Raw genomic sequence first — 23,280 nt, forward strand, 5'->3', positions numbered from 1 at the left:
TTGTCATCGCTCCGGCTTTGGCTCATGATCCCGGTCAGCGCTCATTCACCAGACAGGCACATGGCACCGGACATCCCTACCCTCAGACGCGACTTCCCCACCCTGGCCCAAATCGTCAACGGCCATCCGCTGGTGTATCTGGACAACGCCGCCACCACCCAGAAGCCGCAGCCGGTGCTGGACGCCCTCAATCACTATTACCGGGACACCAACGCCAATGTGCACCGCGCTTCTCATGCCCTGAGCGGCCAGGCCACCCGCGCCTTCGAGGCGGCCCGTGGCAAGGTGGCCCGCTTTATCAATGCCCCCGCGCCCGAGCAGGTGATCTGGACCCGCGGCACCACCGAAGCCATCAATCTGGTGGCCCACAGCTTTGGCATGCACCATTTGCAAGCGGGTGACGAGATTGTGCTCTCTACCCTCGAGCATCACGCCAATATCGTGCCCTGGCAGCAGGTGGCGGCAGCAACCGGTGCCGTCATCAAGGTGATACCGCTTACCGCCGGCGCCGAGCTGGATCTGGAGGCCGCCGCCCGGCTGATATCGCCCCGCACCCGGCTGCTGGCCGTGGGCCAGGTGTCCAATGCGCTGGGGGTGATCAACCCGGTCAGAGAGCTGATTGCCATGGCCAAGTCCGTGGGCGCGGTCACGCTGATCGATGGCGCTCAGGCGGTCGGGCATCTGCCGGTGGATGTGCAGAGCCTGGACTGTGATTTTTATGTGTTCTCCGGCCACAAGATGTTCGCCCCCACCGGCATCGGCGTGCTCTACGGCAAGCGGGAGTGGCTGGAGAAAATGCCGCCCTGGCAGACCGGCGGCGAAATGATCAAGAGCGTGAGTTTCGAGCACACCAGCTTCGGCGAGCTGCCGTTCAAGTTCGAGGCCGGCACCCCCAACATTGCCGGTGCCATCGCCCTGGGCGCGGCGGTGGATTATCTGTCCGGCCTCGACCGTGCCGCTCTGGCTCGGCATGAACACAAGCTGTTGCAGCAACTGCTCACCGGGCTGGCCGCCATGCCGGACGTACACATCATCGGCCGGCCACAGGCGGGTTCGGTGTCGTTCACCATCGACGAGGTACACCCTCAGGATCTGGCCACCCTGCTGGACATGCAGGGCATCGCCGTGCGCACCGGCCATCACTGCGCCATGCCGCTGATGCAGGCACTGGGGCTGGAGCAAGGCACCATTCGTGCCTCGGTGGCGTTCTACAACACAGAACAAGATATAGCGGCCCTGCTGGCCGGCATTCACAAAGCCCGGGAGTTTTTCTGATGCATCCGTTTGGCACCACGCTTACCGATACCGATATTCGCACCCTGTTTCAGGCCGCCCACGGCTGGGAGGCCCGCTACAAGGAGCTGATCAAACTGGCCAAACAGCTGCCACCGCTGGCAGCCGAGCACAGAATCGAGGCCAACGCCATTCACGGCTGCGAAAGCCAGGCCTGGCTGGTGAGCGAGCAGGATGAAGAAGGGATCTGGCAGTTTCACTGCGACGCGGACGCCCGTATCGTCAAGGGGCTGATGGCGGTGGTACTGGCGGCACTCAGCAACAAGAGCACCGAGCAGATCCAGGCCTTCGACATGGACGCCTACTTTGCCGAACTGCAGTTGTTGTCACACCTGAGCCCCTCCCGCGGCAACGGCTTAAGGGCCGTAGTGGAAGCCATCAAAACCAAAGCCGAAAGCTGAATCGGCCGCAATGCGAAGCAGCAGCGTGGTTGCGCTCCGCCGACACGCTTCAAGCCCATCCATGGGACGCTCGGCACATGCCGTCCATGGCATGTGACGGTCGGCTCCGGCAATCCCCGCTGCCACTTCGTGAAACATCGGCGCTGCCTGTTGGATACTTCTGCCAACTCCGTACTCAACCAAGGAGGACAAAGGGTATCTGCTTCGCCGGCCCTCTGCGCCATGGATGGCGCAGCGGAGCCCCCATGGGGCGAGCTTGCTCGCCGTGACGAGGTGTTTCAACCCGACCGAACATCCAGTGAATGTTCGCAGTGGGTTGAAACATCGAGTGCCATATCCTCACGGCGTGCCGGAGAAGCAGTGCGCTTTGGCCGACGAAAGTGCACGGTAAATCAGACTGCTAACTTCCAGATCGAGTAGCAAGCTTGCTCAGTACCCGGCTGACCATGAAGAAGCCGAAGGTGGCGGTAATATGAGTGATGGCACCGAAGCCGGAGGCGCAGTCCATCTTCATGGTGCCATCCGATTCCTTCTTGGCGCTGCAGATGCCACCGGCACCGTCCGGATAGCGGGGTTGTTCGGTGGAAAACACGCAATCCACGCCAAACTTGCGCTTGGGATTCTTGCTGAAGTTGTGAAAACGACGAAGATCGCCACGCACCTTACCGGCCAACGGATCCTGGATCGTCTTACTGAGATCGCGGATCATGATCTGGGTTGGATCCGTTTGTCCGCCGGCGCCACCTGCGGTGATCACCGGAATCTTGTTGCGCTTGCAGTAAGCGATCAACGCCACCTTGGATTTGACCGAGTCGATGGCATCCACCACATAGTCGAAATCATTCAACAGATGCTCCGCCAGGTTGTCCGGGCTGATGAAGTCGTCCACCACCGTCACCTTGCAATCGGGATTGATCAAGGCGATCCGCTCGGCCATGGCCTGGGTCTTTTCCTGACCAATCTGGTTGTTCAGCGCGTGGATCTGACGGTTGGTGTTGGTGATGCAGATATCGTCCATGTCGATCAGGGTGATGGCGCCGATCCCGGAGCGGGCCAAAGCTTCCGCCGCCCAGGATCCCACGCCACCAATACCGATCACACACACATGGGCCGCCGCAAACCGGGCCAGAGCATCGGCCCCGTACAGCCGGGCAATACCACCAAAACGCTCGTCAAAACTCATCTGTCACTCCCCTTTATTGGACGGGCATTATATCAAAGTCACCGGGATTGGGGATTGGGGATTGGGGATTGGGGATTGGGGATTGGGATATTGCAGGCCCGAATTCATTCGGGAAAATCATACATAATATGGCGCTACGCCCCAATAAATTGGTATCTACAGGTGCGGCTCTCTAATCCCTATTCCCTAATCCCCAAACCAAAAAGGGAGGCCGAAGCCTCCCTGTCTTTGTAGCTCTGTTTATTTTTATCTATCAACCGCCAACGGCGATGTTTTTCATATCGGTCATGTAAGAACGCAGGGTCTTGCCGATGGTCTCAACCGGGTGGTTGCGAATGGCTTCGTTGACGTCGATCAGGCGACGGTTATCAACGGAGTTGGACTCAACCTTGATGGTCTTGCCGATAACATCGGTACCTACTTTCGGCATGAAGTGCTCGCGCAGCAGCGGCACGGCGGCGTGGGCGAACAGGTAGTTACCGTACTCGGCGGTATCGGAAATAACCACGTTCATTTCGTACAGACGCTTGCGGGCAACGGTGTTGGCGATCAGCGGCAGCTCGTGCAGAGACTCGTAGTAAGCAGACTCGTCGATGATGCCGGAGGCGGTCATGGCTTCGAAGGCCAGCTCAACACCGGCTTTTACCATGGCAACCAGCAGAATGCCGTTGTCGAAGTATTCCTGCTCGTCGATCACTTCATCGGAAGCCGGGTACTGCTCGAAACTGGTTTCGGCAGTCTCTTCACGCCAGGTCAGCAGGTCTTTGTCGTCTTTGGCCCAGTCGGCCATCATGCCGGCAGAGAAGTCGCCCTGAATGATGTCATCCATGTGCTTGTTGAACAGCGGACGCATCAGGCCTTTCAGCTCTTCGGCCAGGTCAAACGCCTTGATTTTGGCCGGGTTGGACAGACGATCCATCATGTTGGTGATGCCGCCCTGCTTCAGCGCTTCGGTGATGGTTTCCCAGCCGAACTGAATCAGTTTGCCCGCGTAACCGGCATCGATACCGTCGGCAACCATCTTCTCGTGAGCAACAATGGCGCCAGCCTGCAGCATGCCACACAGAATGGTCTGCTCACCCATCAGGTCAGATTTCACTTCGGCTACGAAGGAAGATTCCAGAACGCCGGCGCGGTCGCCGCCGGTAGCGGAAGCCCAGGCCTTGGCGATGGCCAGACCGTCACCCTTGGGATCGTTCTCGGGATGAACCGCGATCAGCGTCGGTACGCCGAAACCACGCTTGTATTCTTCACGTACTTCGGTACCCGGGCACTTGGGCGCAACCATCACTACTGTGATGTCTTCACGGATCTGCATGCCTTCTTCAACAATGTTGAAGCCGTGGGAGTAACCCAGGGCGGCACCGTCTTTCATCAGCGGCATAACGGCGTTAACGGCAGAGGTGTGCTGCTTGTCCGGCGTCAGGTTCATCACCAGATCGGCGGTGGGGATCAGCTCTTCATAGGTACCGACCTTGAAGCCGTTCTCGGTGGCCTGCAGGAAGGACTTGCGCTTTTCGGCAATGGCTTCTGCACGCAGAGCGTAGGCTACGTCCAGACCGGAGTCACGCATGTTCAGACCCTGGTTCAGGCCCTGGGCGCCACAACCGACGATAACCACCTTCTTTCCTTTCAGGTAGTTACAGCCATCGGCAAATTCGGCGCGATGCATGAAACGGCACTTGCCGAGCTGTTCGAGCTGCTGACGCAGATTCAGGGTGTTGAAATAGTTAGTAGCCATGACCTTTTGCTCCAATTAATCCGTTTAATTTGAATGCTTGCACCGTTTTCTCGGTGACGACCCGGACACTATACCCCAGGCTTTTCATTGCTTAAAATGATATATTCGAAATAGAGTATTTCATTTTATGCAACGTAACTTTTGGAATCGTCCATGGACTTCCGCCACCTCGAACTGTTCGTACACTTAAGCCAGAGCCTGCACTTCGGTCACACCGCCGATGCCATGGCGGTGAGCCCCTCCACTCTCAGCCGGGCCATACAGCGACTGGAACAGGAAGCGGGCTGCGAGCTGCTGACCCGAGACAATCGCAGCGTCACCCTCACCCCGGCCGGCAGTCGGCTGCAACTATTCGCCCAGGGCTGGCTGGCAGACTGGCAAGCCCTCAAACAGGAACTCAAGCATGGCGACGACAGCCTGCAAGGGCGATTGCGGGTATTCTGCTCGGTCACCGCCAGCTACTTTCTGCTGCCCGGCATACTGGAGCGATTTCGCAGCCGTTACCCCCGGCTGGAAATACGACTGGAGACCGGCGACCCGGCGCGGGCCATCGACAAGATTCTGGACGAAGAATCGGATCTGGCCATCGCCGCCCGTCCCGACGCCCTGCCGGCCAAGGTGCATTTCGTCAACCTGCAGACGGTGCCCATGGTGTTTATCGCCCCCACCACACCGGGCCCGGTCAGCGAGCTGCTGGAACAGCGGCCACTGGACTGGCAGCGGCTGCCGGTGATCGTGTCGGAGCAGGGCGTGGCCCGAAAACGCGCCAACCAGTGGTTCAAGGCCAAGGGCATCAGCCCCAATATCTATGCGGAGGTGGCCGGCAACGAGGCCATTATTGGCATGGTAGCATTGGGCTTTGGTATCGGGGTGGTGCCGCGGGTGGTGATCGATCACAGCCCCATGGGCGACAAGGTACGGGTGCTGTCGCCCAGCCCGGCGCTCAAGTCGATAGAAGTGGGGGTCTGTCTGTTGAAGAAACGGCTGGACGACCCGCTGATCCGCGCCTTCCAGCAAACCGCACTGGAGCCGTCGTAATAGGGTTATACCTATCGGATGAAGTCCGCTTACAGGTCGGACAAAGGGCCCGCTCCGCCGACTCGCCGTAAATCCATCCGTGGAGGCTCAGCCGTGCCATCCATGGCACGGATGGTCGGCTGAGCAGCTCCCTTCGTCCTCCTTGATGCACCGAAGCCGACTGTTGGCATAGTCTGCAACAACACTGTGCTCAAGAAGAGGCAACAGGGATTGCCTCCTCCGACCGTCACATGCCATGGATGGCATGTGCGAGCTTACAGGGACGTACTCGTAGCGTGTCGGAAGAGGCGGCCTTGTTGCCTCTTGGCAGCGAAATCAAAGCATTAACCAAATGTATCAGCCGATCGGCAGTGATCGGCTCCGAATGCTACCAGCATTACTCCCAGCTTATCTGCGTACTCTGCAGCCGTTCCGGGCAGATATAATAGAGAAAAGTACCGCCGCCAACCCGAGTATCGCCGGCGGGATTGAGCTCGATATCCTGGCCGCTGGTCTGGCTGGAAATACCCAGCAGGGTGGCATTGTGCTGCTGCTTGAACCGGCTCAGCAGGCTGCTGTAAGCCAGGTCTCCTGCACTCTGCGGCACCTGAATGCGATACAGGGTCGGGCCCAGCAGGGTAGAAAAGATCTGCTCCTGGATCAGGCTGGCCCCCGGATCCTGCAGTGAACGCACCAGGATTTCCGCCTCCTTGGAGCTGGACACCTCCACGTTGGGGCAATGCAACCGCAGCAGTTCTGCCTTGCTGGCTTCGGTAAACCAGGCGCACAGGTGGGCATTCGGTGCCGCCTTGGCGGACAACGCCAATGAGGTGGTCAAGGTCTGATCGTCGTCTTCTCCATCCACCAGTACACGGCCGGCGCGCGCCAGGCCCACCCGCGCCAGCTCGTCGGGATGAGTGAAGGAATGCAGACGCGCAAATTTGACCGCCGGTTTGTCAGGAAAGGGATGCTCCATCTCCTGCGTGACGCACAACAGAATCTCCTGAGCCTGACTGGCGCTGTCGGCCAGCAACAGATCGACGATGCGTTCGGTCTGAGCGCCGTTCCAGCCGAACAGCAGTGTATGACCGGATAAATGTGAATAATCCGCCTTGCCTGACATACCTCTCCTTACCCAGGCTACTAACGTCTGGGTCAATTTACCGATAAAACTGCCGAACACCAGCAGGCCGAAGGGGATCTGGAACAGGGCTACCGCCCAACGCCCCGCCTCGGTGACCGGTGAATAATCACCAAAACCGACGGTACTGATCACCACGGCGTTATAATAGAAAAATACCGACGGCTCGGTCAGCTCCTGCTCTCCCGCCAGGCTGAGCAGCAACCAGCTGCCACCGGCCTGCAGCAACAGTAATACCAGCAAATTGTGCCAGCTGAGGCGGCGAGTCAGTCGATAGAGCAAACGCGTAAGCAGATGAAACATGTTTATCTCATTTGAAGCTTGGTCACCTAAAACTACGGGTTTCGTGCCAAAATGGAAAGTCTGACCTGACCGCCGTCGGCAATTAGGGGTAAAATGGCCCCATAGCCAAGGAGACAAGCATGCTAGATCCGAAGAAACTGGAAGAGATTGCCCAACAGATCCAGAACAACCTGCCAAGCGGGCTGAAGAACATGGGCGAAGAAGCGGAAAAGCGCATTCGTACCGTATTGCAGGCCCAACTGGGTAAACTGGATATGGTGACGCGAGAAGAATTCGATGTGCAGACCAAGGTACTGCTGCGCACCCGGGAAAAACTGAACGAGATGGAAACCAAGCTGGCGCTGCTGGAACGCCACCTGGCCGACGGCCAGGATGAACGAGGCTGAATTCAGCGCGCACCCAGCCCGGCCAAAGAACAGGAACAGGGAGTCATGACTCCCTGTTCCTGAGTGTATTTAAATAAACTCGTACGCGTCACCAAACAGGTGATCCGCTTCTACGCCTTTTTCCTTGAAGGCTTCCCGCGCCACACCGGCCATCTCGAAACGACCCGCCACGTAGATGTCGTAACCCGCCAGGCTCGGGAAATCATCCATGATCACTTCATGTACCATGCCGGTACGACCTTGCCAATGCTCATCGCCATTCTGCACCACTGGCACATAGGTCAATTGCTGGTGCTCGGCAGCCAGGGCGGCCATTTCCCGATCCGCATACAGCTGCTGCTCGAAGCGCACACCCCAGTACAGGAACACCGGGCGGTGCAGACCATCGGCCAGCATCTGCTGCAGAATGGAACGGGTGTAGGCAAAGCCGGTACCACCGGCCATCAGAATCACCGGATGGCGAGATTCGTCCCGCAGATAGGCCTTGCCGGCCGGCAGCTGTACTTCAATCTGTCCCTGATCCTGCATGCGCTTGAGCACCTGCATGGCATAGGTATTATCCGGGCCGGCACCGATATGCAATTCCAGCACACCCTCTTCACTCACGGTATTGGCGATGGAGAAGGGCCGCTTGTCATCGTCCGCCATGACCACCAGCAGATACTGGCCGGGAAGAAAATCCACCGGCAGTTCCGGCTTCAACCGCACATACCACAGGGTTTCGGCCATTTCTTCGAGGGCTTCAACACTACATGTTACTTTCTGCATGACTATCCTTTGAGTTCACTCTGTTCGGCACTTGTTTCCAGGATCCCGAGTTGATCCCATAAGCTGTCGACCCGTTGTTTTACTTCGTCTGCCATCACTATGGGCTGTCCCCATTCCCTGTCGCTTTCTCCCGGCCACTTGTTGGTGGCATCAAGGCCCATTTTGGAGCCGAGCCCGGACACCGGCGAGGCGAAGTCCAGATAGTCGATGGGAGTGTGTTCGATCAGGGTAGTGTCTCGCGCCGGATCCATTCGGGTCGTAATGGCCCAGATCACGTCGTTCCAGTCTCTGGCATTGATGTCGTCGTCGCACACTATCACGAATTTGGTATACATGAATTGGCGTAAAAACGACCAAACGCCCAGCATGACACGTTTGGCATGGCCAGGGTAGCGCTTTTTAATGGTGACCACCGCCATCCGGTAAGAGCATCCTTCCGGTGGCAGATAGAAGTCGACGATCTCCGGAAACTGCTTCTGCAGTATGGGTACGAACACCTCGTTCAGCGCCACACCCAGTATCGCCGGCTCGTCCGGCGGCCGCCCGGTGTAGGTGGAATGATAGATGGCATCATGACGGCGGGTAATGCGCTCCACGGTAAATACCGGGAACTCGTCAATTTCGTTGTAATAGCCGGTGTGATCTCCATAAGGACCTTCCGGCGCCATCTCGTCGGGATAGATATAGCCTTCCAGCACGATTTCGGCGCTGGCCGGCACATCCAGATCGCTGCCGATACACTTGGCCACTTCGGTACGACTGCCGCGCAGCAGGCCGGCGAAGGCATATTCGGACAGGGTGTCCGGCACCGGCGTCACCGCGCCGAGAATGGTCGCCGGATCGGCCCCCAGCGCTACCGCCACCGGATAAGGCTGACCGGGGTTGGCCTCCTGCCACTCACGAAAGTCCAGGGCACCACCACGATGGCTGAGCCAACGCATGATCAGCTTGTTCTTGCCCAGCAGCTGCTGGCGGTAGATACCCAGGTTCTGCCGTTTCTTGTAAGGCCCGCGGGTAATGGTCAGGCCCCAGGTGATCAGCGGCGCCGCATCACCCGGCCAGCAGTGCTGAATGGGCAGCTGGGTCAGGTCGACATCGTCACCTTCCAGCACCCGTTCCTGACAAGGCGCCCTCTTCAGCCGCCTGGTCGGCATATTGAGCACCTGCTTGAAGATGGGCAGCTTTTCCATCAGCTCTTTCAGCCCCTTCGGCGGCTCCGGCTCTTTCAGGTAAGACAACCAGCGGCCCACTTCGCGCAGCGACTCTACATCCTGCTGACCCATGCCCATCGCCACCCGTTTGGGGGTACCAAACAGGTTGCCCAGCACCGGCATATCGAAGCCCTTGGGATTCTCGAACAACAGCGCCGGGCCGCCCGCTTTCAGGGTGCGGTCACAGATCTCGGTCATTTCCAGATAGGGGTCGATTTCATGCTGAATACGCTTGAGTTCGCCCTGAGCTTCGAGCTGCGCAATGAAGTCGCGCAAGTCCTTATATTTCATAGGTTTATTCCAAGGGTATCGAATAACGCCGAAGATTATACCCGGTTCAAGATAGCTTGTATCGGGCAATAAAAAACCGCGGGCGGGCCGCGGTTCTTTTCAACTGCCGATGATTACTTCTGTTGGCGCTTCATGGCTTCAAAGAATTCATCGTTGGTCTTGGTCATCGCCAGCTTGTCGATCAAAAACTCGATGCCGTCACTCTCGCCCATGGGATGCACGATTTTGCGCAGTATCCACATTTTCTGCAGCTCATCCGGGGTAGTGAGCAGCTCTTCGCGACGGGTGCCGGAGCGAGGAATGTCGATGGCCGGATAAACCCGCTTCTCGGCAATCTTGCGTGACAGGTGCAATTCCATGTTACCGGTGCCCTTGAACTCTTCGTAGATAACGTCATCCATCTTGGAGCCGGTTTCTACCAGAGCGGTGGCAATAATGCTCAGGCTGCCGCCCTCTTCTACATTACGGGCCGCGCCGAAGAAACGCTTGGGTCTGTGCAGGGCGTTGGCATCCACACCACCGGTCAGTACCTTGCCGGAAGACGGCACCACTGTGTTGTAGGCGCGGGCCAGACGGGTAATGGAGTCGAGCAGGATCACCACGTCTTTCTTGTGTTCGACCAGGCGCTTGGCCTTTTCGATCACCATGTCGGCCACCTGTACGTGGCGAGCGGCGGGCTCGTCGAAGGTAGAAGCAATCACCTCCCCCTTCACCATGCGCTGCATCTCGGTCACTTCTTCCGGGCGTTCGTCGATCAACAACACGATCAGCACACATTCCGGATGGTTGTAGGCGATGCTTTGCGCGATATTCTGCAGCAGCATGGTCTTACCGGCCTTGGGCGGCGCCACGATAAGCCCACGCTGGCCCTTGCCGATCGGCGATGCCAGATCCAGCACCCGGGCGGTAATGTCTTCGGTAGAGCCGTTGCCCCGTTCCATCCTCATCCGCTCGTTGGCGTGCAGCGGCGTCAGGTTTTCGAACAGTATCTTGTTACGGGCGTTTTCGGGTCTGTCGTAGTTGACCTCATTGATCTTCAACAGCGCAAAGTAACGCTCGCCTTCTTTCGGCGGGCGAATCTTGCCGGCGATGGTGTCACCGGTACGCAGGTTGAAACGACGGATCTGGCTGGGCGAGACATAGATGTCATCCGGGCCGGCCAGATAAGAGGAATCGGCACTGCGCAAGAAGCCAAAGCCATCCTGCAATATTTCCAGCACGCCATCGCCGAAAATATCCTCACCACTTTTGGCATGAGCTTTGAGGATAGCGAAGATGATGTCTTGCTTGCGCAAACGGGCGAGGTTTTCCAGGCCCATGGTTTCCCCAAGCTTTATCAGCTCAGATACGGGGGTATTCTTGAGTTCGGTAAGGTTCATAGTGGTGGGTTTCTGTCAACCAGGATGTGTTAAATAATCGGGAAAGTCTGCCGGATTGAGACTTGAAATCGGAGGGCCTCTGGGGCACAAAATAGGCTAGCAAACGAACAATAAACTAGCACCAAAAAGAAAGGCCGTCTAGCAAAAAACAATAAGGGGTGCATTGCGCACCCCTTATTTTCGCCATTACAGGTTGGCGTCCAGGAACTCTTTCAATTGAGTCTTGGACAGAGCGCCGACCTTGGTAGCCGCTACTTCGCCGTTTTTGAACAGCAGCAGGGTGGGAATACCACGAATACCGAACTTGGGCGGAGTATCTGCGTTCTGATCGATATTCAGCTTGGCCACGGTCACCTTGCCTTCATATTCACCAGCCACTTCATCCAGAATGGGGGCAATCATCTTGCAGGGACCACACCACTCAGCCCAGAAGTCTACCAGAACCGGGCCACTGGCCTTAACCACGTCAGCTTCGAAGCTGGCATCGGTCAGCTGAATAATTTTGTCACTCATCTCCAACTCCAATCAGTCATTTTATCCCGCAACACACAACGTCGAGGGCAATTTAGTTGGCCTATTTCAAATGATCCTGTTTATTATTGCAAGCCTAACCTGATATTCTGACCGCTATGAGCAAAACACACTTAACTGACGTAAAATTTGCCCAGTTGGGCCTGCAGCCGCAGGTTCTGGCCGGACTGGAAGCAAAAGGATTTCACAACTGCACGCCCATTCAGGCGTTGTCGTTACCTCATCTATTGGCAGGCAAGGATATCGCCGGACAAGCCCAGACCGGCACCGGTAAAACCATCGCCTTTCTCGCCGCCACCTTTGACCGCCTGCTGACCACGCCAGCACTCGAAAACCGCAGGCTGAACCAGCCCAGGGCCATTATCATGGCGCCTACCCGCGAGCTGGCCATCCAGATTTTCAACGACGCCGATACCATCAGTGCCAGCACCGGCCTCAAGCTGGGCCTGGCCTACGGTGGCGACGGCTACGAGAAACAGATTGAAGTACTGGAAGCCGGTGTCGATATTCTGATCGGCACCACGGGTCGCATCATCGACTTCCTCAAGAAGCAGGTTATCGATGTGGGCGCCATTCAGGTGGTGGTACTGGATGAAGCGGATCGCATGTTCGATCTGGGCTTTATCAAGGACATCCGCTTCCTGTTCCGCCGCATGCCGGCCGCCACCCAACGCCAGAACATGCTGTTTTCCGCCACCCTGTCGCTGCGGGTACAAGAGCTGGCCTACGAGCACATGAACAGCCCCGAACATGTGCAGATAGAGCCGGAACGCAAAACCGGCATCCGTATCAAGGAAGAGCTGTTCTATCCGGCACAGGAAGACAAGCTGCCGCTGTTGCTGACCCTGATGGAAGAAGAGTGGCCCGACAAGGCCATCGTGTTTGCCAACACCAAGCACAGCTGCGAAAAGGTGCACGCCTGGCTGCAGGCCGATGGCCACCGCGTCGGTATGCTGACCGGTGATGTGCCGCAGAAGAAACGACTGAAGATCCTCGAGGATTTCACCGGCGGCGTGCTGGATATTCTGGTGGCCACCGATGTTGCCGCCCGCGGTCTGCATATTCCCGACGTGACTCATGTGTTCAACTACGACCTGCCCGATGACGCGGAAGACTACGTGCATCGTATCGGTCGTACCGGTCGGGCCGGCGCCAGTGGCTGTTCCATCAGCTTTGCCTGTGAAGAATACGTGTTCAACCTGCCGGCGGTGGAAGCCTATATCGAGCATGAAATTCCGGTCAGCAAGTACGACCGGGACGCCCTGCTCGATGATGTGACGCCGCCGACGCACATTCATCATCACAGGGCTCATGCCAATCGCGGCCCACGCCAGGGCGGCGGCCAGCGTCGCCCCGGCGGCAATCATCGCCGCCGCCCACAGGGCAACCGGAGCTAAGCCAGGTGAACAACGCCGCCCTTTATGCCGCCGTCGATCTCGGTTCCAACAGCTTTCATATGTTGGTGGTGCATGAAGTGGCCGGCGCCTGCCGTACCCTGGCCAAGATAAAGCGCAAGGTGCGCCTCGCCGCCGGCCTGCAGGCCGACGGCAGCCTTGATGCGGCCTCCATGCAACGGGGCTGGGAGTGCCTGCAACTGTTCGCCGAACAGTTGCAGGACATTCCCGCCGCCCATATTCGTATCGTCGGCACCGCCACCCTGCGCCTGGCAACCAATATCGCTGTTTTTCTCGAACGGGCCGAGGCCATTCTGGGGCATCCCGTGCGGATTATTTCCGGTGAAGAGGAAGCCGCCACCATCTATGAAGGCGTAGCCTGGACCTCATCCGGCGTCGGCCGCCGGCTGGTGATCGATATCGGCGGTGCCAGCACCGAGCTGATTATCGGCGAAAATACCCATCCCCAACTGCTGAATAGTCTGCACATGGGCTGTGTCACCTGGCTAAGCCGCTACTTTGTTGGAGGGCAGCTCACGGCCGCCAACTTTGATCAGGCCATTGCCGCCGCCCGTCAGACCCTGACGCCCATCGCCGGTGACTACCTCAAACTCGGCTGGCAAAACTGTGTCGGCGCGTCCGGTACCGTGCAGGCCATTCAGGAAATCATGATAGGTCTGGGTGAAGACGAACAGATTACCCTCGCCAGGCTATTGCAACTGAAGCAAGCCGCCATCACCTGCGGCCATCTCGACCGACTCGACTTGCCCGGCCTGCAATCAGAGCGGGCAAGCGTATTCCCGTCCGGTCTGGCGATTCTGATAGCCCTGTTCGAGATGCTGGCCATCGACAGCATGACGCTGGCCGGTGGCGCCCTGCGGGAAGGGCTTATTTATGGCATGCTGGGCCGCCGCCGGGAGTGTGACGCCCGGGAGCGCACCGCCGATAGCCTGATCAGTCGCTATCAGTTGGACCGGGAGCAGGCCGAGCGGGTGCGTAGCACCGCCCTCAAGGCCCTGCAGCAACTGGCCAGCAGCCAGCATATCGACTCCCCTGCTACCGCCATGCTGGGTTGGGCCGCCCTGCTCTACGAACTGGGCCTCTGCATCGAGTACAAGCGCGCGCCCGAGCATGCCGCCTACATCATCCGTCATGTGGACTTGCCCGGCTTTACCCCGGCCCAGAAACAGCTGCTGGCCGCCCTGCTGCTGAACCAGCGGGACGAATTTCGTCAGGAGTCGCTGGAGCAACAAGGCGCCATCGAGCCGGAGCCGGCCATTCTGCTGGCCCGGTTGCTGCGCCTGGCCATTATCCTCTGCCTGCGCCGCACCCGTGGCACCGTGCCCGAGTTTCGGCTGGAAGCCCGGGATCGACAGCTGACCCTGACCCTGCCCGCCGACTGGAGCCGAAACCATCACCTGCGGGCCAGCGAGCTGCAACAGGAAGCGGCTCGCCAGACCGAGCAGGGCTGGCCACTGGTGATTCAGGAACAGTAAAAAGGCGCCGTAAGGCGCCTTTTTTATGGTTCGCGATGGCGGTAAAAATTACAGCGCCGCGGTCACGGTTACTTCCACCAGCACCACGTCACGGGCCATGTGAGCCTGTACGCAGGAGCGCGCCGGTGCGCAGCCTTCCGGCAGCCACTCGTTCCACAGTTCGTTGAACGCGGCCACGTTGTCGGTATCCTTGATATGGATCAGCGCAGACAGCAGCTTGGAATTGTCGGTACCCGCTTCCGCCAAGTGCTCGTCGATACGCGCCAGTACCTGTCTGGTTTGCCCCACGAAGTCTTCACTCACGTCTTTTGCCACCTGGCCACACAGGTAGACGGTTTCGTTGTGAATCACGACGCGGCTTACTTTCTCGTTGGTAGACTTGCGAATAATGGTCATCTCGCTTCACGCTCCTTGTCAAAAAATAGAAGGGGTCTTAAAAGTGTGAGCATTGTAACAAAAAAACGCGGTTTTTCTGCGTTTTTGAACATCTGTACATACCTCCCGGTAACGGCATGATTTCTGTTCAGAGGAAAGGTGAACGAGGCAGTCAAAAAAAACAGCTTCACGACCGATCAAATGCCATGAATGGGTTTAAAGCGTGTCGTGAAGTTGCGCCTTTGGCTGGCGTGCACTGCATTTCGGCTGATAGTAAAAGGCCCCGCGGTGCGGGGCCTTGTATAACGGGTTAAGTGCTCAGTTCGGCTCTTTCAGCCACTGGGCGACGCGCTTGGCGAAGTAGGTCAGAATGCCGTCGGCGCCGGCACGCTTGAAACACATCAGCGATTCCAGCACGGTTTCCCGCTCTTTCAGCCAACCGTTCTGAATCGCGGCCATGTGCATGGCGTATTCGCCGCTGACCTGATAGGCAAAGGTCGGCACGCCAAACTGATCTTTCACTCGGCGCACCACATCCAGATAGGGCATGCCCGGCTTGACCATGACGCTGTCGGCACCTTCCTGAATATCCAGCGCCACTTCCTGCAGTGCTTCATCGCCGTTGGCCGGATCCATCTGGTAGGTGGACTTGTTGCCACCCTTGAGGTTGCCGGAAGAGCCGACCGCATCACGGAAGGGGCCGTAATAGTTGGAGGCGTATTTGGCGGAGTAGGCCATGATCTGGGTATTGATGAATCCGGCCTCTTCCAGCGCCTGGCGAATGGCACCGATGCGGCCATCCATCATGTCGGAAGGCGCCACTATGTCGGCACCGGCTTCGGCATGGCTCAGCGCCTGCTTCACCAGCACTTCGGTGGTTACGTCGTTGAGTACATAGCCATTGTCGTCAATGATGCCGTCCTGGCCGTGCACGGTAAAGGGATCCAGTGCCACGTCGGTCATCACGCCCAGCTCGGGAAAGGCCTCTTTCAATGCGCGCACCGCTTCCTGAGCCAGTCCTTCCGGATTGTAGGCCTCTTCCGCCAACAGGGTTTTCTGACTGCTGTTCACTACCGGGAACAGGGCAATCAGGGGCACACCCAGTTGCACCAACTCCGCCGCCTCTTCCAGCAGCAGGTCGATAGACAGGCGCTCGATACCGGGCATGGAGGGAACCGCCTCGCGACGCTGAAAACCGGGCAGTACAAACACCGGATAAATGAGATCATCCACCGTCAGGGTGTTTTCGCGTACCAGTCGACGGCTGAAATCATGCTTGCGTAAACGACGCAGGCGACGGGAAGGAAAACCACCAAAAACTTGTTCGGTCATGACTGCTCCTGAATTCGTGTTAAATACGGAAAAAGGCGCGGCTGGTCGCCGTGGTCGCGGCAAGCAGCGCGGCGGGATCGTCACCCCGGCATTCGGCAATGCGCCGGGCAATATGAGGCAGATACGCGGGCTCGTTACGGCGGCTGGCCGGTTTGGGCGAGAGGTCGCGCGGCAACAGATAAGGACTGTCGGTCTCGATCATCAACCGATTCGCCGGGATAAGCGTTACCAGTTGCTGCAACTCCCGGCCGCGCCGCTCATCACAGATCCAGCCGGTAATACCGATATGTAGATCCAGCGCCAGGCAATCGCGCAGCTCGGCCTCACTGCCGGTAAAGCAGTGCAGCACCGCCGCCGGCAAGCGAGCGCGCCAGGGGGCGAGGATCTCGAGAAAGCGATCGTGGGCGTCCCGGCAGTGCATGAATACCGGCAACTGCAACTCGGCGGCCAGTTCAAGCTGGGCTTCAAACACCGCATCCTGCTTCGGGCGCGGTGAAAAGTCCCGGTTGTAGTCGAGACCGCACTCGCCAATGGCCACCACTTCGGGCCGAGCCGCCAGGGCACGCAGTGCCGTCAGGCTCTGGTCATCGAAGGTTTTGGCATCATGAGGGTGAATACCCGCAGTGGCATAACAAAAACCGGGCTCGGTGGCGGCATAGTCGGCGACCGCCCGGCTTTCTTCGAGGTTGGTGCCGGTGAGCAGCAGTGCCGAGATGCCGGCGGCTTTCGCCCTGTCGATAACCTCGGCCCTGTCTTTGTCGAACTGGCCATTGGTCAGGTTAACGCCAATGTCGATCATCAGGCGCCGTCCTGCTCTTCATCTTCGTGCGGTTCGCGCACGTAGAAACGAGCGAAGAACACGCCTATTTCAAACAGCAGCCACATGGGGATGGCCAGCAGCGTCTGGGATATCACATCCGGCGGCGTTAGCAGCATGCCGACGATAAAGACCACCACCACCACATAAGGCCGCTTGCCGGCAAGATCTTTCGGGGTGGTCACGCCGGTCCAGCACAACAGAATGGTGGCGATGGGGATCTCGAAGGCGATGCCGAAGGCCACGAACAGGCCGAGTACGAAGTCGAGGTAGCTGGCGATGTCGGTGGCAATGGTCACCCCTTCCGGCGCCATCTTGGTGAAAAAGCCGAATGCCAGCGGAAACACCACGAAATAGGCAAAGGCGGCGCCCGCATAAAACAGCAGGGCACTGGAAAACACCAGCGGGGCAATCAAACGCTTTTCGTGCTTGTACAGGCCCGGGGCAATGAAGGCCCACACCTGATAGAGCACATAGGGAATGGCGGCGAAAAACGCCACTATCAGCGTCAGTTTCATCGGGGTCAGAAACGGCGTTGCTACTCCGGTGGCAATCATGCTGGTACCGGCCGGCAACTGCCGCAGCAAGGGCTCGGCCAGAATGCTGTAGATGTCGTTGGCAAAATACACCAGGGCCAGAAAGACCAGCACAATAGCGGCAAAAGCCCGGAGCAAACGACTCCTCAGCTCAACCAGATGGCTGATCAGCGGCTGCTGTGGTTGACTCATTTAAGATTTATCCTGCGGCTCTTTCGATGATGAGGTATCGGTTTTGGCTCCCTGAGCACCGGCACTGCCGGCCTCTGTTTTTTCATAGGGGCGAGTCACGGAAGCGGCGGCATCCTTCAGCTGGTCGATAGACTCTTTCAGCTCCGGGCTCAGGTTTTTCATGTCGAGCTGTTCGGCCTTTTTCAGATCCCGATGCAGCTCTTCCATTTTCAATTCCTGAGCCAGTTCGGTTTTCACCGCGTTGGCGGTATCTCGTACCGTCTTGAACATTCGGGATACGGTTCTGATGGCCACGGGAAGCCGCTCGGGCCCCAGCACGAGCAACCCGATTATCGCGATCACAATCAACTCCCAGAAACCGATATCGAACATGGTTATACCTGATCTTTATCTTTGGTTTTGTCCTGGTCTTTCTGGTTCAGAGCGTCGCCCTGCTCTTTTTTATCGGCCAGCGTCTGCTGTTCGAAATCGGCGTCCTTCTTGTCCTTTTCCTCATCGGTCATCGCTTTTTTAAAGCCTTTCACCGCCGAACCCAGATCCGAGCCCATACCACGCAACTTCTTGGTTCCAAACAGCAATACTACAATCAATACCACGATAAGCAGCTGCCAAACACTGATCCCACCCATAAGACACCTTTCCTACATAAAGAGTAAATAATCGAACACCATGATACCCGAACCTGATGACAGTACTTTGATTCAGGATCAAATTAGCGTGCTATTTTTCGCCATCCCAGCAACCATACAACCAAAGTCAGCACCAGACCAGACATGGCCCACTCGGTTCTGTCCATTCCCAGCAACAGGGTGCTGGCCAGCAGCACCGTGGCGCCCATTGCCAACAGAAAGCGCCCCTGGCCCTGACTTTTGTCATGCCGGGCAAACTGATTGTACAGGCCTTGTACCTGGCGCTGCTGCAGTTTGGCCTGACGCAAGGCATCGTAAACCAGCTCCGGCAGGTCGGGCAGCTTTTCGGCCCAGAACGGCGCTTTTTCCTTTACCGCATTGATCACCGCCTTGTAGCCGACCTGCTGCTGCATCCATTCTTCCAGGAAAGGCTTGGCGGTCTTCCATAAATCCAGCTGCGGATAGAGCTGGCGACCTACCCCCTCTACATAGAGCAGGGTTTTCTGCAGCAGTACCAGTTGCGGTTGCACCGCCATATTGAAGCGGCGCGCGGTGTTGAACAGGTTCAGCAGCACATGGCCAAAGGAGATTTCCGACAGCGGCTTTTCGAAGATGGGCTCCAGCACGGTACGAATGGCCGACTCGAATTCCTCGACCTTGGTGTCTGCCGGCACCCAGCCCGACTCCACATGCAGCTCGGCCACCTTGCGGTAGTCCCGATTAAAGAAGGCGAGAAAGTTCTCCGCCAGGTAACGCTTGTCGTCGCGGTTGAGGGTGCCGACAATGCCGCAGTCGATGCCGATCCACTGGGGATCATGAGGGTGTTCGTAAGAGACGAAGATATTGCCCGGATGCATATCCGCATGAAAAAAACTGTCGCGGAACACCTGGGTAAAGAACACCTCCACGCCCCGTTCGGCCAACAGTTTCATATCGGTGCCATTCGCTTGCAGCGCATCGATATCGGAAACCGGAATACCGTAGATGCGCTCCATCACCAGCACGTTTTCATGGCAGTAACTGGAATAAATTTCCGGTACGTACAGGGTGCGAGAACCTTCGAAATTACGCCGCAACTGAATGGCATTGGCGGCTTCGCGCAGCAGGTTTAGCTCGTCAAACAGGGTCTTGCGATACTCTTCCACCACTTCGACCGGCCGCAACCGACTGCTGCGCTCCGGCACCAGCCGGGCCAGCAGGGTAGCCATGGAGTGCATCAGGCTGACATCGGCCTCGATCACCCGCTCGATACTGGGCCGAATCACCTTGATCACGATGTCCTGACCGGTTTTCAGCCTGGCGGTATGCACCTGGGCAATGGACGCCGATGCCAGCGGCTTTTCATCAAACTCGTCGAACAATACTTCGATGGGCTGTCGCAGACTGGCTTCGATCTGCTTGCGGGCCAGAATGCCATCGAACGGAGGAACCCGGTCCTGCAGCAGGGCCAGTTCTTCGGCGATGTCCGGCGGCAACAGGTCCCGACGCGTCGACAACATCTGACCAAATTTGATAAACACCGGTCCCAGATGTTCCAACGCCAGGCGGATACGCTTGCCGCGCGACAGGTCCGGATGTCGGTTCTTCAGCCAGAACAGGCTTTTCCTCGCCAGTCGTGCCGGCAAGATCTGCAGGCGGGCCGGAATCAATTCGTCCAGACCGTAATCGAACAGGGTTTTTCCTATCTGATAGAGTCGGACCAACTCCCGTAGTTTTTTCATGAATGCATAACCTTATCCGTCAACGCTGCCAGACGTCCCTGCAGGCGCAGCGATCGTTGGTTTAATTCGGCGACTTCATCATTAAAGTCGGCCAGCTCCAGCAATCCCACCGCCAGGCGAGCTTCTTCCCGGACATAGTCACCCAGTTGCTCCCGTACTCCCAACACCCGTTGTTGCAGCCTGGTCTTCAGCTCTCGACCATGTCGGCACAGCAAATGCGTCATCACATCACCGGTGTAGGGAGCAAGCAAGGCTTCCAGGTCGATATTGGGATCCTTGACCAGGGCTGAAAAGTCCTGCCAGGGCTGAGGATCGCCCTGCACATCGATGCGTCCGTCACGGATATATTGCATCAAGAGGCCTTTGTCCTTGAGCAGACCAAGGGCATTCAGGGACAGGCTCAGGTGACTATCTACTGCGCCTTCATAATGGCGCAGTATTTCCAGCCTATCGGCGGTAAACAGCAGGTAGAGGCCGGCGACATCGATCACGGTCAGCTGCAATACCTTGCCCTGCAATGGCGCCATCTTCTTCAATCGTTCGCTGTCCTGCAGCATAAATCGATTAAACGCCGCTTCGAGCGAACCGTTGAGCAAGGGAAACAGCAAGGCTTTCATCAGAATTTGAACCCGCGGTGCAGCGCCACTATGCCATCGGTCAGGTTAAAGTATTCCACCTGCTCCAGACCCGCCCGCTCCATCATTGCCTTCAGGGTTTCCTGATCCGGGTGCATGCGGATTGACTCGGCCAGATACTGATAGCTGTCGCTGTCTTTGGCGACGATGCTGCCGACTTTCGGCAGAATGTTGAAAGAATAAAAGTCGTAGAGCTTGTTCATGATCTCGTGCTGGGGCTTGGAGAATTCCAGCACCAGTAAGCGACCGCCCGGCTTCAGTACTCGCTGCATGGACGCCAGCGCCTTGTCTTTATCGGTCACATTTCGCAGACCAAAGGCGATGGTAATCAGATCGAAATGATTGTCCGGGAACGGCAGCGCCTCGGCGTTCGCCTGCACGTAGGCAATATTGCTGCCCAGGCCCTTGTTTCTGAGCTTGTCCCGCCCGACCTTGAGCATGGAGTCATTGATATCCGCCAGCACAACCTGGCCGGTTTCGCCGACAATACGGGAAAATTTAGCCGTCAGATCACCGGTGCCACCCGCCAGATCGAGCACTTTCTGTCCTTTGCGTACCCCGGAGCAATCGATAGTAAAGCGCTTCCATAGCCGGTGAACACCAAAAGACATCAGGTCGTTCATCAGGTCGTACTTCGCCGCTACCGAGTGAAATACACTGGCGACCATCTGTTCTTTTTCATTGGCTTCTACCGTCTTGTAACCGAAATGGGTCGTCGACTTGTGCTGTTCTGACATGCTGAAGGCACCTATAAAATCAAAGTAAGTTAGTGTACTGCAAATGCGCGGCCCGGACTAACGGGACGCGATCAGGCTGCCGGTAATCTGCATGCCAAAATACGTAAACATGATACAGCAAACCACATTGAGGAACACATTCAACACGGCTTTAAGCCATTGACCATGCTCGAGTAATAAGACGGTGTCGAGAGAAAAGGAAGAGAAGGTGGTCAGTGCTCCCAGCATGCCGACCATCACAAAAGGCCGCCATGAATGAGTGCTCAGTATCTGCTGCTGTACCAACACGAACATGACGCCCATCAACATGGAGCCAAGCAGGTTGACCGTGAGAATACCGTAAGGAAAGGAGCGCCCGAACAGTCGGGCCATCATGTCGGTGATGGTAAAACGCAATATGGCACCAGACGCACCACCGACAGCAACAAACAGCAGGGTTTTCATATTAAAACCGGCGCAAAAAAATAATGGTTCAGTTTACGCCGAGCACCATCAAAAACCCACCGTCTGCTATTAAGATCGTTAGCTGAGCAGACAATTCTGAGCCGCCAGCAATCCTCAGGCGAGGCGCTCGCGTTTGGCCTTGACCGATTCACCGGCCACACCGAAATCCTGGGTGGCGATATCCTGCAGCAGGATCCTGACCGTTTCCGGCTTGACGTCCAGTGCACGTACACAGGCGTCGGTCACTTCACGGATCAATGCTTCTTTCTGCTCGTTGCTGCGTCCTTCGATCAGGGCGATATTGAGAATCGGCATCATGTCTTCCTTTAACAATAAAAATGAGCCGACATTACAGTAAAAAACGTGAGCTGAGTCAAATATATAACAATGCCCATCTGCCTTCATGCAGCATTCACGACCCACGATTAAAACGTAGACGCAAAAAAGCCCTTCACATCGGTGAAGGGCTTTTTGAATTGGGTGCCTGGCGTGGCCGGTCCCCTCGCAGAGCTCGGGTCGCGAAGCACTGAAAAAGCGCTGCTTTTTCCGGGCGTGCTTCGCCCTACTTTCACTGTTGATACCAATCTAAGTAATAATATGATCTATTTCAAAGCTGGATACTCGAGGCAACAGAGTCAGCTCCCACGACACGCCATAAACCCATCCATGGGGGCTCGGGAAATGCCATCCTTGGCATTTCACGGTCGTGGGAGCCGATCTCTGTTGCCTCCCCTTAAGCACCGAGTTGTCTGCAAGTCGCTCCCACAGGCGATTCCACAGCATAGGCTGGATGAAGGGTTCTACTCCAGCGACCATCACATGACAGGACGTCATGTGCTGAGCGTCACATGGAGGTGCTTGCAGCGTGTCGATGGAGTGGATCCTTCATTCGACCTTTACAGGGCAGCTAAATAGACCAGTTAGTTTTCCAGATTGGTATGAGAAGTCGCTGCGCTCCGCTGAGTCTACCTTTGCCATGTGAAATAGTATGATCTGCAGACGTAAAAAAGCCCTTCACATCAGTGAAGGGCTTTTTGTATTGGGTGCCTGGCAGTGACCTACTTTCACATGGCAGCTGCCACACTATCATCGGCGCGGGTGCGTTTCACTTCTGAGTTCGGCATGGGATCAGGTGGGACCACAACGCTATCGCCGCCAGGCATAAACTGGTGTTTGTCAGCTGTTGCTAACAAACGCTGGAAAACTGATTAACAGCGGTCGAATGAATTCGACCCTACGAACGTTCTTTATACCCGTTCTGTCTGTTTGATTTGAAATAATTTGTTTGTTCTCGACCGCAAGGTCTCACACTTCTTGGGTGTTGTAT

The 23,280-nt window shown here is 57.1% G+C and carries 24 protein-coding genes and 1 rRNA gene; 6 read left to right on the forward strand and 19 right to left on the reverse strand.

The window, feature by feature from the left end; genetic code table 11:
- Positions 1-60 precede the first annotated feature (60 nt).
- Positions 61-1,275 carry an aminotransferase class V-fold PLP-dependent enzyme gene (locus ABD827_RS09600; protein ID WP_344964476.1) on the forward strand — a complete coding sequence of 405 codons (1,215 nt, stop codon included), beginning with the start codon at positions 61-63 and terminating at the stop codon, positions 1,273-1,275.
- Positions 1,275-1,694: a SufE family protein gene (locus ABD827_RS09605; RefSeq protein WP_344964478.1), complete on the forward strand. Its 420-nt coding sequence runs from the start codon at positions 1,275-1,277 to the stop codon at positions 1,692-1,694. Before ABD827_RS09600 ends, ABD827_RS09605 begins: the two co-directional genes overlap by 1 nt.
- 400 nt (positions 1,695-2,094) lie before the next feature.
- Here the strand turns inward: ABD827_RS09605 and tcdA are convergent, their stop codons facing one another.
- Positions 2,095-2,877 carry a tRNA cyclic N6-threonylcarbamoyladenosine(37) synthase TcdA gene (tcdA, locus tag ABD827_RS09610; RefSeq protein ID WP_344964480.1) on the reverse strand — a complete coding sequence of 261 codons (783 nt, stop codon included), beginning with the start codon at positions 2,875-2,877 and terminating at the stop codon, positions 2,095-2,097.
- A gap of 253 nt (positions 2,878-3,130) precedes the next feature.
- Entirely contained in the window at positions 3,131-4,618 is a 1,488-nt protein-coding gene (gene ilvC / locus ABD827_RS09615; RefSeq protein ID WP_344964483.1) for a ketol-acid reductoisomerase, read from the reverse strand.
- Positions 4,619-4,771: 153 nt separating this feature from the next.
- Here ilvC and ilvY point away from each other — a divergent pair, with 153 nt between their 5' ends.
- Positions 4,772-5,656 (forward strand): HTH-type transcriptional activator IlvY, encoded by an 885-nt coding sequence (gene ilvY / locus ABD827_RS09620; RefSeq protein ID WP_298719973.1) that lies wholly within the window; start codon positions 4,772-4,774, stop codon positions 5,654-5,656.
- 376 nt (positions 5,657-6,032) lie between these two features.
- Here ilvY and ABD827_RS09625 read toward each other — a convergent pair whose 3' ends face one another.
- On the reverse strand, positions 6,033-7,079 hold the full coding sequence (locus ABD827_RS09625; protein WP_344964486.1) for a potassium channel family protein: 1,047 nt from the start codon (positions 7,077-7,079) through the stop codon (positions 6,033-6,035).
- 119 nt (positions 7,080-7,198) lie between these two features.
- On the opposite strand from ABD827_RS09625, the gene ubiK reads away from it, so the two are divergent.
- A complete protein-coding gene (gene ubiK / locus ABD827_RS09630; protein ID WP_298719976.1) occupies positions 7,199-7,465 on the forward strand; it encodes a ubiquinone biosynthesis accessory factor UbiK in 267 nt (88 codons plus the stop codon).
- Between the two features lie 69 nt (positions 7,466-7,534).
- Here the strand turns inward: ubiK and fre are convergent, their stop codons facing one another.
- The 4 genes from fre to trxA all read right to left on the reverse strand — a co-directional run bounded on the left by fre (position 7,535) and on the right by trxA (position 11,627).
- Entirely contained in the window at positions 7,535-8,233 is a 699-nt protein-coding gene (fre, locus tag ABD827_RS09635; RefSeq protein ID WP_344964488.1) for an NAD(P)H-flavin reductase, read from the reverse strand.
- A gap of 2 nt (positions 8,234-8,235) precedes the next feature.
- Positions 8,236-9,735 carry a 4-hydroxy-3-polyprenylbenzoate decarboxylase gene (ubiD, locus tag ABD827_RS09640; protein ID WP_344964489.1) on the reverse strand — a complete coding sequence of 500 codons (1,500 nt, stop codon included), beginning with the start codon at positions 9,733-9,735 and terminating at the stop codon, positions 8,236-8,238.
- Positions 9,736-9,848: 113 nt separating this feature from the next.
- A complete protein-coding gene (gene rho, locus ABD827_RS09645; protein ID WP_298719982.1) occupies positions 9,849-11,114 on the reverse strand; it encodes a transcription termination factor Rho in 1,266 nt (421 codons plus the stop codon).
- Positions 11,115-11,300: 186 nt separating this feature from the next.
- Positions 11,301-11,627, reverse strand: a complete 327-nt coding sequence (trxA, locus tag ABD827_RS09650; RefSeq protein ID WP_344964492.1) for a thioredoxin TrxA — start codon at positions 11,625-11,627, stop codon at positions 11,301-11,303.
- A gap of 116 nt (positions 11,628-11,743) precedes the next feature.
- On the opposite strand from trxA, the gene rhlB reads away from it, so the two are divergent.
- Positions 11,744-13,042, forward strand: a complete 1,299-nt coding sequence (gene rhlB / locus ABD827_RS09655) for an ATP-dependent RNA helicase RhlB (protein ID WP_298719986.1) — start codon at positions 11,744-11,746, stop codon at positions 13,040-13,042.
- Positions 13,043-13,047: 5 nt separating this feature from the next.
- Entirely contained in the window at positions 13,048-14,535 is a 1,488-nt protein-coding gene (gene gppA / locus ABD827_RS09660) for a guanosine-5'-triphosphate,3'-diphosphate diphosphatase (RefSeq protein WP_344964494.1), read from the forward strand.
- A 48-nt stretch (positions 14,536-14,583) separates the two neighbouring features.
- Here gppA and ABD827_RS09665 read toward each other — a convergent pair whose 3' ends face one another.
- From ABD827_RS09665 to rrf, 12 genes are all read right to left on the reverse strand, one after another.
- Positions 14,584-14,931, reverse strand: coding sequence for a RidA family protein (locus ABD827_RS09665; RefSeq protein ID WP_344964497.1), 348 nt, complete (start codon positions 14,929-14,931; stop codon positions 14,584-14,586).
- Between the two features lie 297 nt (positions 14,932-15,228).
- Positions 15,229-16,242, reverse strand: a complete 1,014-nt coding sequence (gene hemB, locus ABD827_RS09670; protein ID WP_344964499.1) for a porphobilinogen synthase — start codon at positions 16,240-16,242, stop codon at positions 15,229-15,231.
- Between the two features lie 19 nt (positions 16,243-16,261).
- Positions 16,262-17,041, reverse strand: coding sequence for a 3'-5' ssDNA/RNA exonuclease TatD (gene tatD / locus ABD827_RS09675; protein ID WP_344964501.1), 780 nt, complete (start codon positions 17,039-17,041; stop codon positions 16,262-16,264).
- Complete coding sequence (tatC, locus tag ABD827_RS09680; protein ID WP_298719996.1) at positions 17,041-17,787, reverse strand: twin-arginine translocase subunit TatC; 747 nt, start codon at positions 17,785-17,787, stop codon at positions 17,041-17,043. Before tatC ends, tatD begins: the two co-directional genes overlap by 1 nt.
- On the reverse strand, positions 17,788-18,159 hold the full coding sequence (tatB, locus tag ABD827_RS09685) for a Sec-independent protein translocase protein TatB (protein ID WP_298719998.1): 372 nt from the start codon (positions 18,157-18,159) through the stop codon (positions 17,788-17,790). It lies immediately after the preceding gene.
- 2 nt (positions 18,160-18,161) lie between these two features.
- Positions 18,162-18,416, reverse strand: a complete 255-nt coding sequence (gene tatA, locus ABD827_RS09690) for a Sec-independent protein translocase subunit TatA (RefSeq protein ID WP_298720000.1) — start codon at positions 18,414-18,416, stop codon at positions 18,162-18,164.
- 83 nt (positions 18,417-18,499) lie between these two features.
- Positions 18,500-20,137 (reverse strand): ubiquinone biosynthesis regulatory protein kinase UbiB, encoded by a 1,638-nt coding sequence (ubiB, locus tag ABD827_RS09695; RefSeq protein WP_298720002.1) that lies wholly within the window; start codon positions 20,135-20,137, stop codon positions 18,500-18,502.
- On the reverse strand, positions 20,134-20,754 hold the full coding sequence (locus ABD827_RS09700) for a ubiquinone biosynthesis accessory factor UbiJ (protein WP_344964505.1): 621 nt from the start codon (positions 20,752-20,754) through the stop codon (positions 20,134-20,136). The genes ubiB and ABD827_RS09700 overlap by 4 nt, the downstream gene beginning before the upstream one ends.
- Positions 20,754-21,509: a bifunctional demethylmenaquinone methyltransferase/2-methoxy-6-polyprenyl-1,4-benzoquinol methylase UbiE gene (gene ubiE, locus ABD827_RS09705; protein WP_298720006.1), complete on the reverse strand. Its 756-nt coding sequence runs from the start codon at positions 21,507-21,509 to the stop codon at positions 20,754-20,756. Before ubiE ends, ABD827_RS09700 begins: the two co-directional genes overlap by 1 nt.
- 57 nt (positions 21,510-21,566) lie before the next feature.
- Positions 21,567-21,953, reverse strand: a complete 387-nt coding sequence (crcB, locus tag ABD827_RS09710) for a fluoride efflux transporter CrcB (RefSeq protein WP_298720008.1) — start codon at positions 21,951-21,953, stop codon at positions 21,567-21,569.
- Positions 21,954-22,067: 114 nt separating this feature from the next.
- Entirely contained in the window at positions 22,068-22,271 is a 204-nt protein-coding gene (locus tag ABD827_RS09715) for a tautomerase family protein (protein WP_344964508.1), read from the reverse strand.
- Positions 22,272-22,998: 727 nt separating this feature from the next.
- Positions 22,999-23,113: ribosomal RNA gene (gene rrf, locus ABD827_RS09720) — 5S ribosomal RNA — on the reverse strand.
- Positions 23,114-23,280: the final 167 nt, after the last annotated feature.

Source organism: Oceanisphaera sediminis (assembly GCF_039539745.1).
GTDB lineage: Bacteria > Pseudomonadota > Gammaproteobacteria > Enterobacterales > Aeromonadaceae > Oceanimonas > Oceanimonas sediminis.

What these genes read in the sequence shown, in the direction of transcription:
- ilvY (WP_298719973.1), top strand. Translation starts at nt 4,772, where the DNA reads ATGGACTTCCGCCACCTCGAACTGTTCGTACACTTAAGCCAGAGCCTG.
- hemB (WP_344964499.1), bottom strand. Translation starts at nt 16,242, where the DNA reads ATGACCGAACAAGTTTTTGGTGGTTTTCCTTCCCGTCGCCTGCGTCGT.
- ubiE (WP_298720006.1), bottom strand. Translation starts at nt 21,509, where the DNA reads ATGTCAGAACAGCACAAGTCGACGACCCATTTCGGTTACAAGACGGTA.
- rho (WP_298719982.1), bottom strand. Translation starts at nt 11,114, where the DNA reads ATGAACCTTACCGAACTCAAGAATACCCCCGTATCTGAGCTGATAAAG.
- trxA (WP_344964492.1), bottom strand. Translation starts at nt 11,627, where the DNA reads ATGAGTGACAAAATTATTCAGCTGACCGATGCCAGCTTCGAAGCTGAC.
- rhlB (WP_298719986.1), top strand. Translation starts at nt 11,744, where the DNA reads ATGAGCAAAACACACTTAACTGACGTAAAATTTGCCCAGTTGGGCCTG.
- ubiB (WP_298720002.1), bottom strand. Translation starts at nt 20,137, where the DNA reads ATGAAAAAACTACGGGAGTTGGTCCGACTCTATCAGATAGGAAAAACC.
- ABD827_RS09625 (WP_344964486.1), bottom strand. Translation starts at nt 7,079, where the DNA reads ATGTTTCATCTGCTTACGCGTTTGCTCTATCGACTGACTCGCCGCCTC.
- tatA (WP_298720000.1), bottom strand. Translation starts at nt 18,416, where the DNA reads ATGGGTGGGATCAGTGTTTGGCAGCTGCTTATCGTGGTATTGATTGTA.
- ilvC (WP_344964483.1), bottom strand. Translation starts at nt 4,618, where the DNA reads ATGGCTACTAACTATTTCAACACCCTGAATCTGCGTCAGCAGCTCGAA.
- fre (WP_344964488.1), bottom strand. Translation starts at nt 8,233, where the DNA reads ATGCAGAAAGTAACATGTAGTGTTGAAGCCCTCGAAGAAATGGCCGAA.
- ABD827_RS09665 (WP_344964497.1), bottom strand. Translation starts at nt 14,931, where the DNA reads ATGACCATTATTCGCAAGTCTACCAACGAGAAAGTAAGCCGCGTCGTG.
- ubiD (WP_344964489.1), bottom strand. Translation starts at nt 9,735, where the DNA reads ATGAAATATAAGGACTTGCGCGACTTCATTGCGCAGCTCGAAGCTCAG.
- tatD (WP_344964501.1), bottom strand. Translation starts at nt 17,041, where the DNA reads ATGATCGACATTGGCGTTAACCTGACCAATGGCCAGTTCGACAAAGAC.
- ABD827_RS09715 (WP_344964508.1), bottom strand. Translation starts at nt 22,271, where the DNA reads ATGATGCCGATTCTCAATATCGCCCTGATCGAAGGACGCAGCAACGAG.
- crcB (WP_298720008.1), bottom strand. Translation starts at nt 21,953, where the DNA reads ATGAAAACCCTGCTGTTTGTTGCTGTCGGTGGTGCGTCTGGTGCCATA.
- tatC (WP_298719996.1), bottom strand. Translation starts at nt 17,787, where the DNA reads ATGAGTCAACCACAGCAGCCGCTGATCAGCCATCTGGTTGAGCTGAGG.
- ABD827_RS09600 (WP_344964476.1), top strand. Translation starts at nt 61, where the DNA reads ATGGCACCGGACATCCCTACCCTCAGACGCGACTTCCCCACCCTGGCC.
- tcdA (WP_344964480.1), bottom strand. Translation starts at nt 2,877, where the DNA reads ATGAGTTTTGACGAGCGTTTTGGTGGTATTGCCCGGCTGTACGGGGCC.
- ABD827_RS09605 (WP_344964478.1), top strand. Translation starts at nt 1,275, where the DNA reads ATGCATCCGTTTGGCACCACGCTTACCGATACCGATATTCGCACCCTG.
- ubiK (WP_298719976.1), top strand. Translation starts at nt 7,199, where the DNA reads ATGCTAGATCCGAAGAAACTGGAAGAGATTGCCCAACAGATCCAGAAC.
- ABD827_RS09700 (WP_344964505.1), bottom strand. Translation starts at nt 20,754, where the DNA reads ATGAAAGCCTTGCTGTTTCCCTTGCTCAACGGTTCGCTCGAAGCGGCG.
- tatB (WP_298719998.1), bottom strand. Translation starts at nt 18,159, where the DNA reads ATGTTCGATATCGGTTTCTGGGAGTTGATTGTGATCGCGATAATCGGG.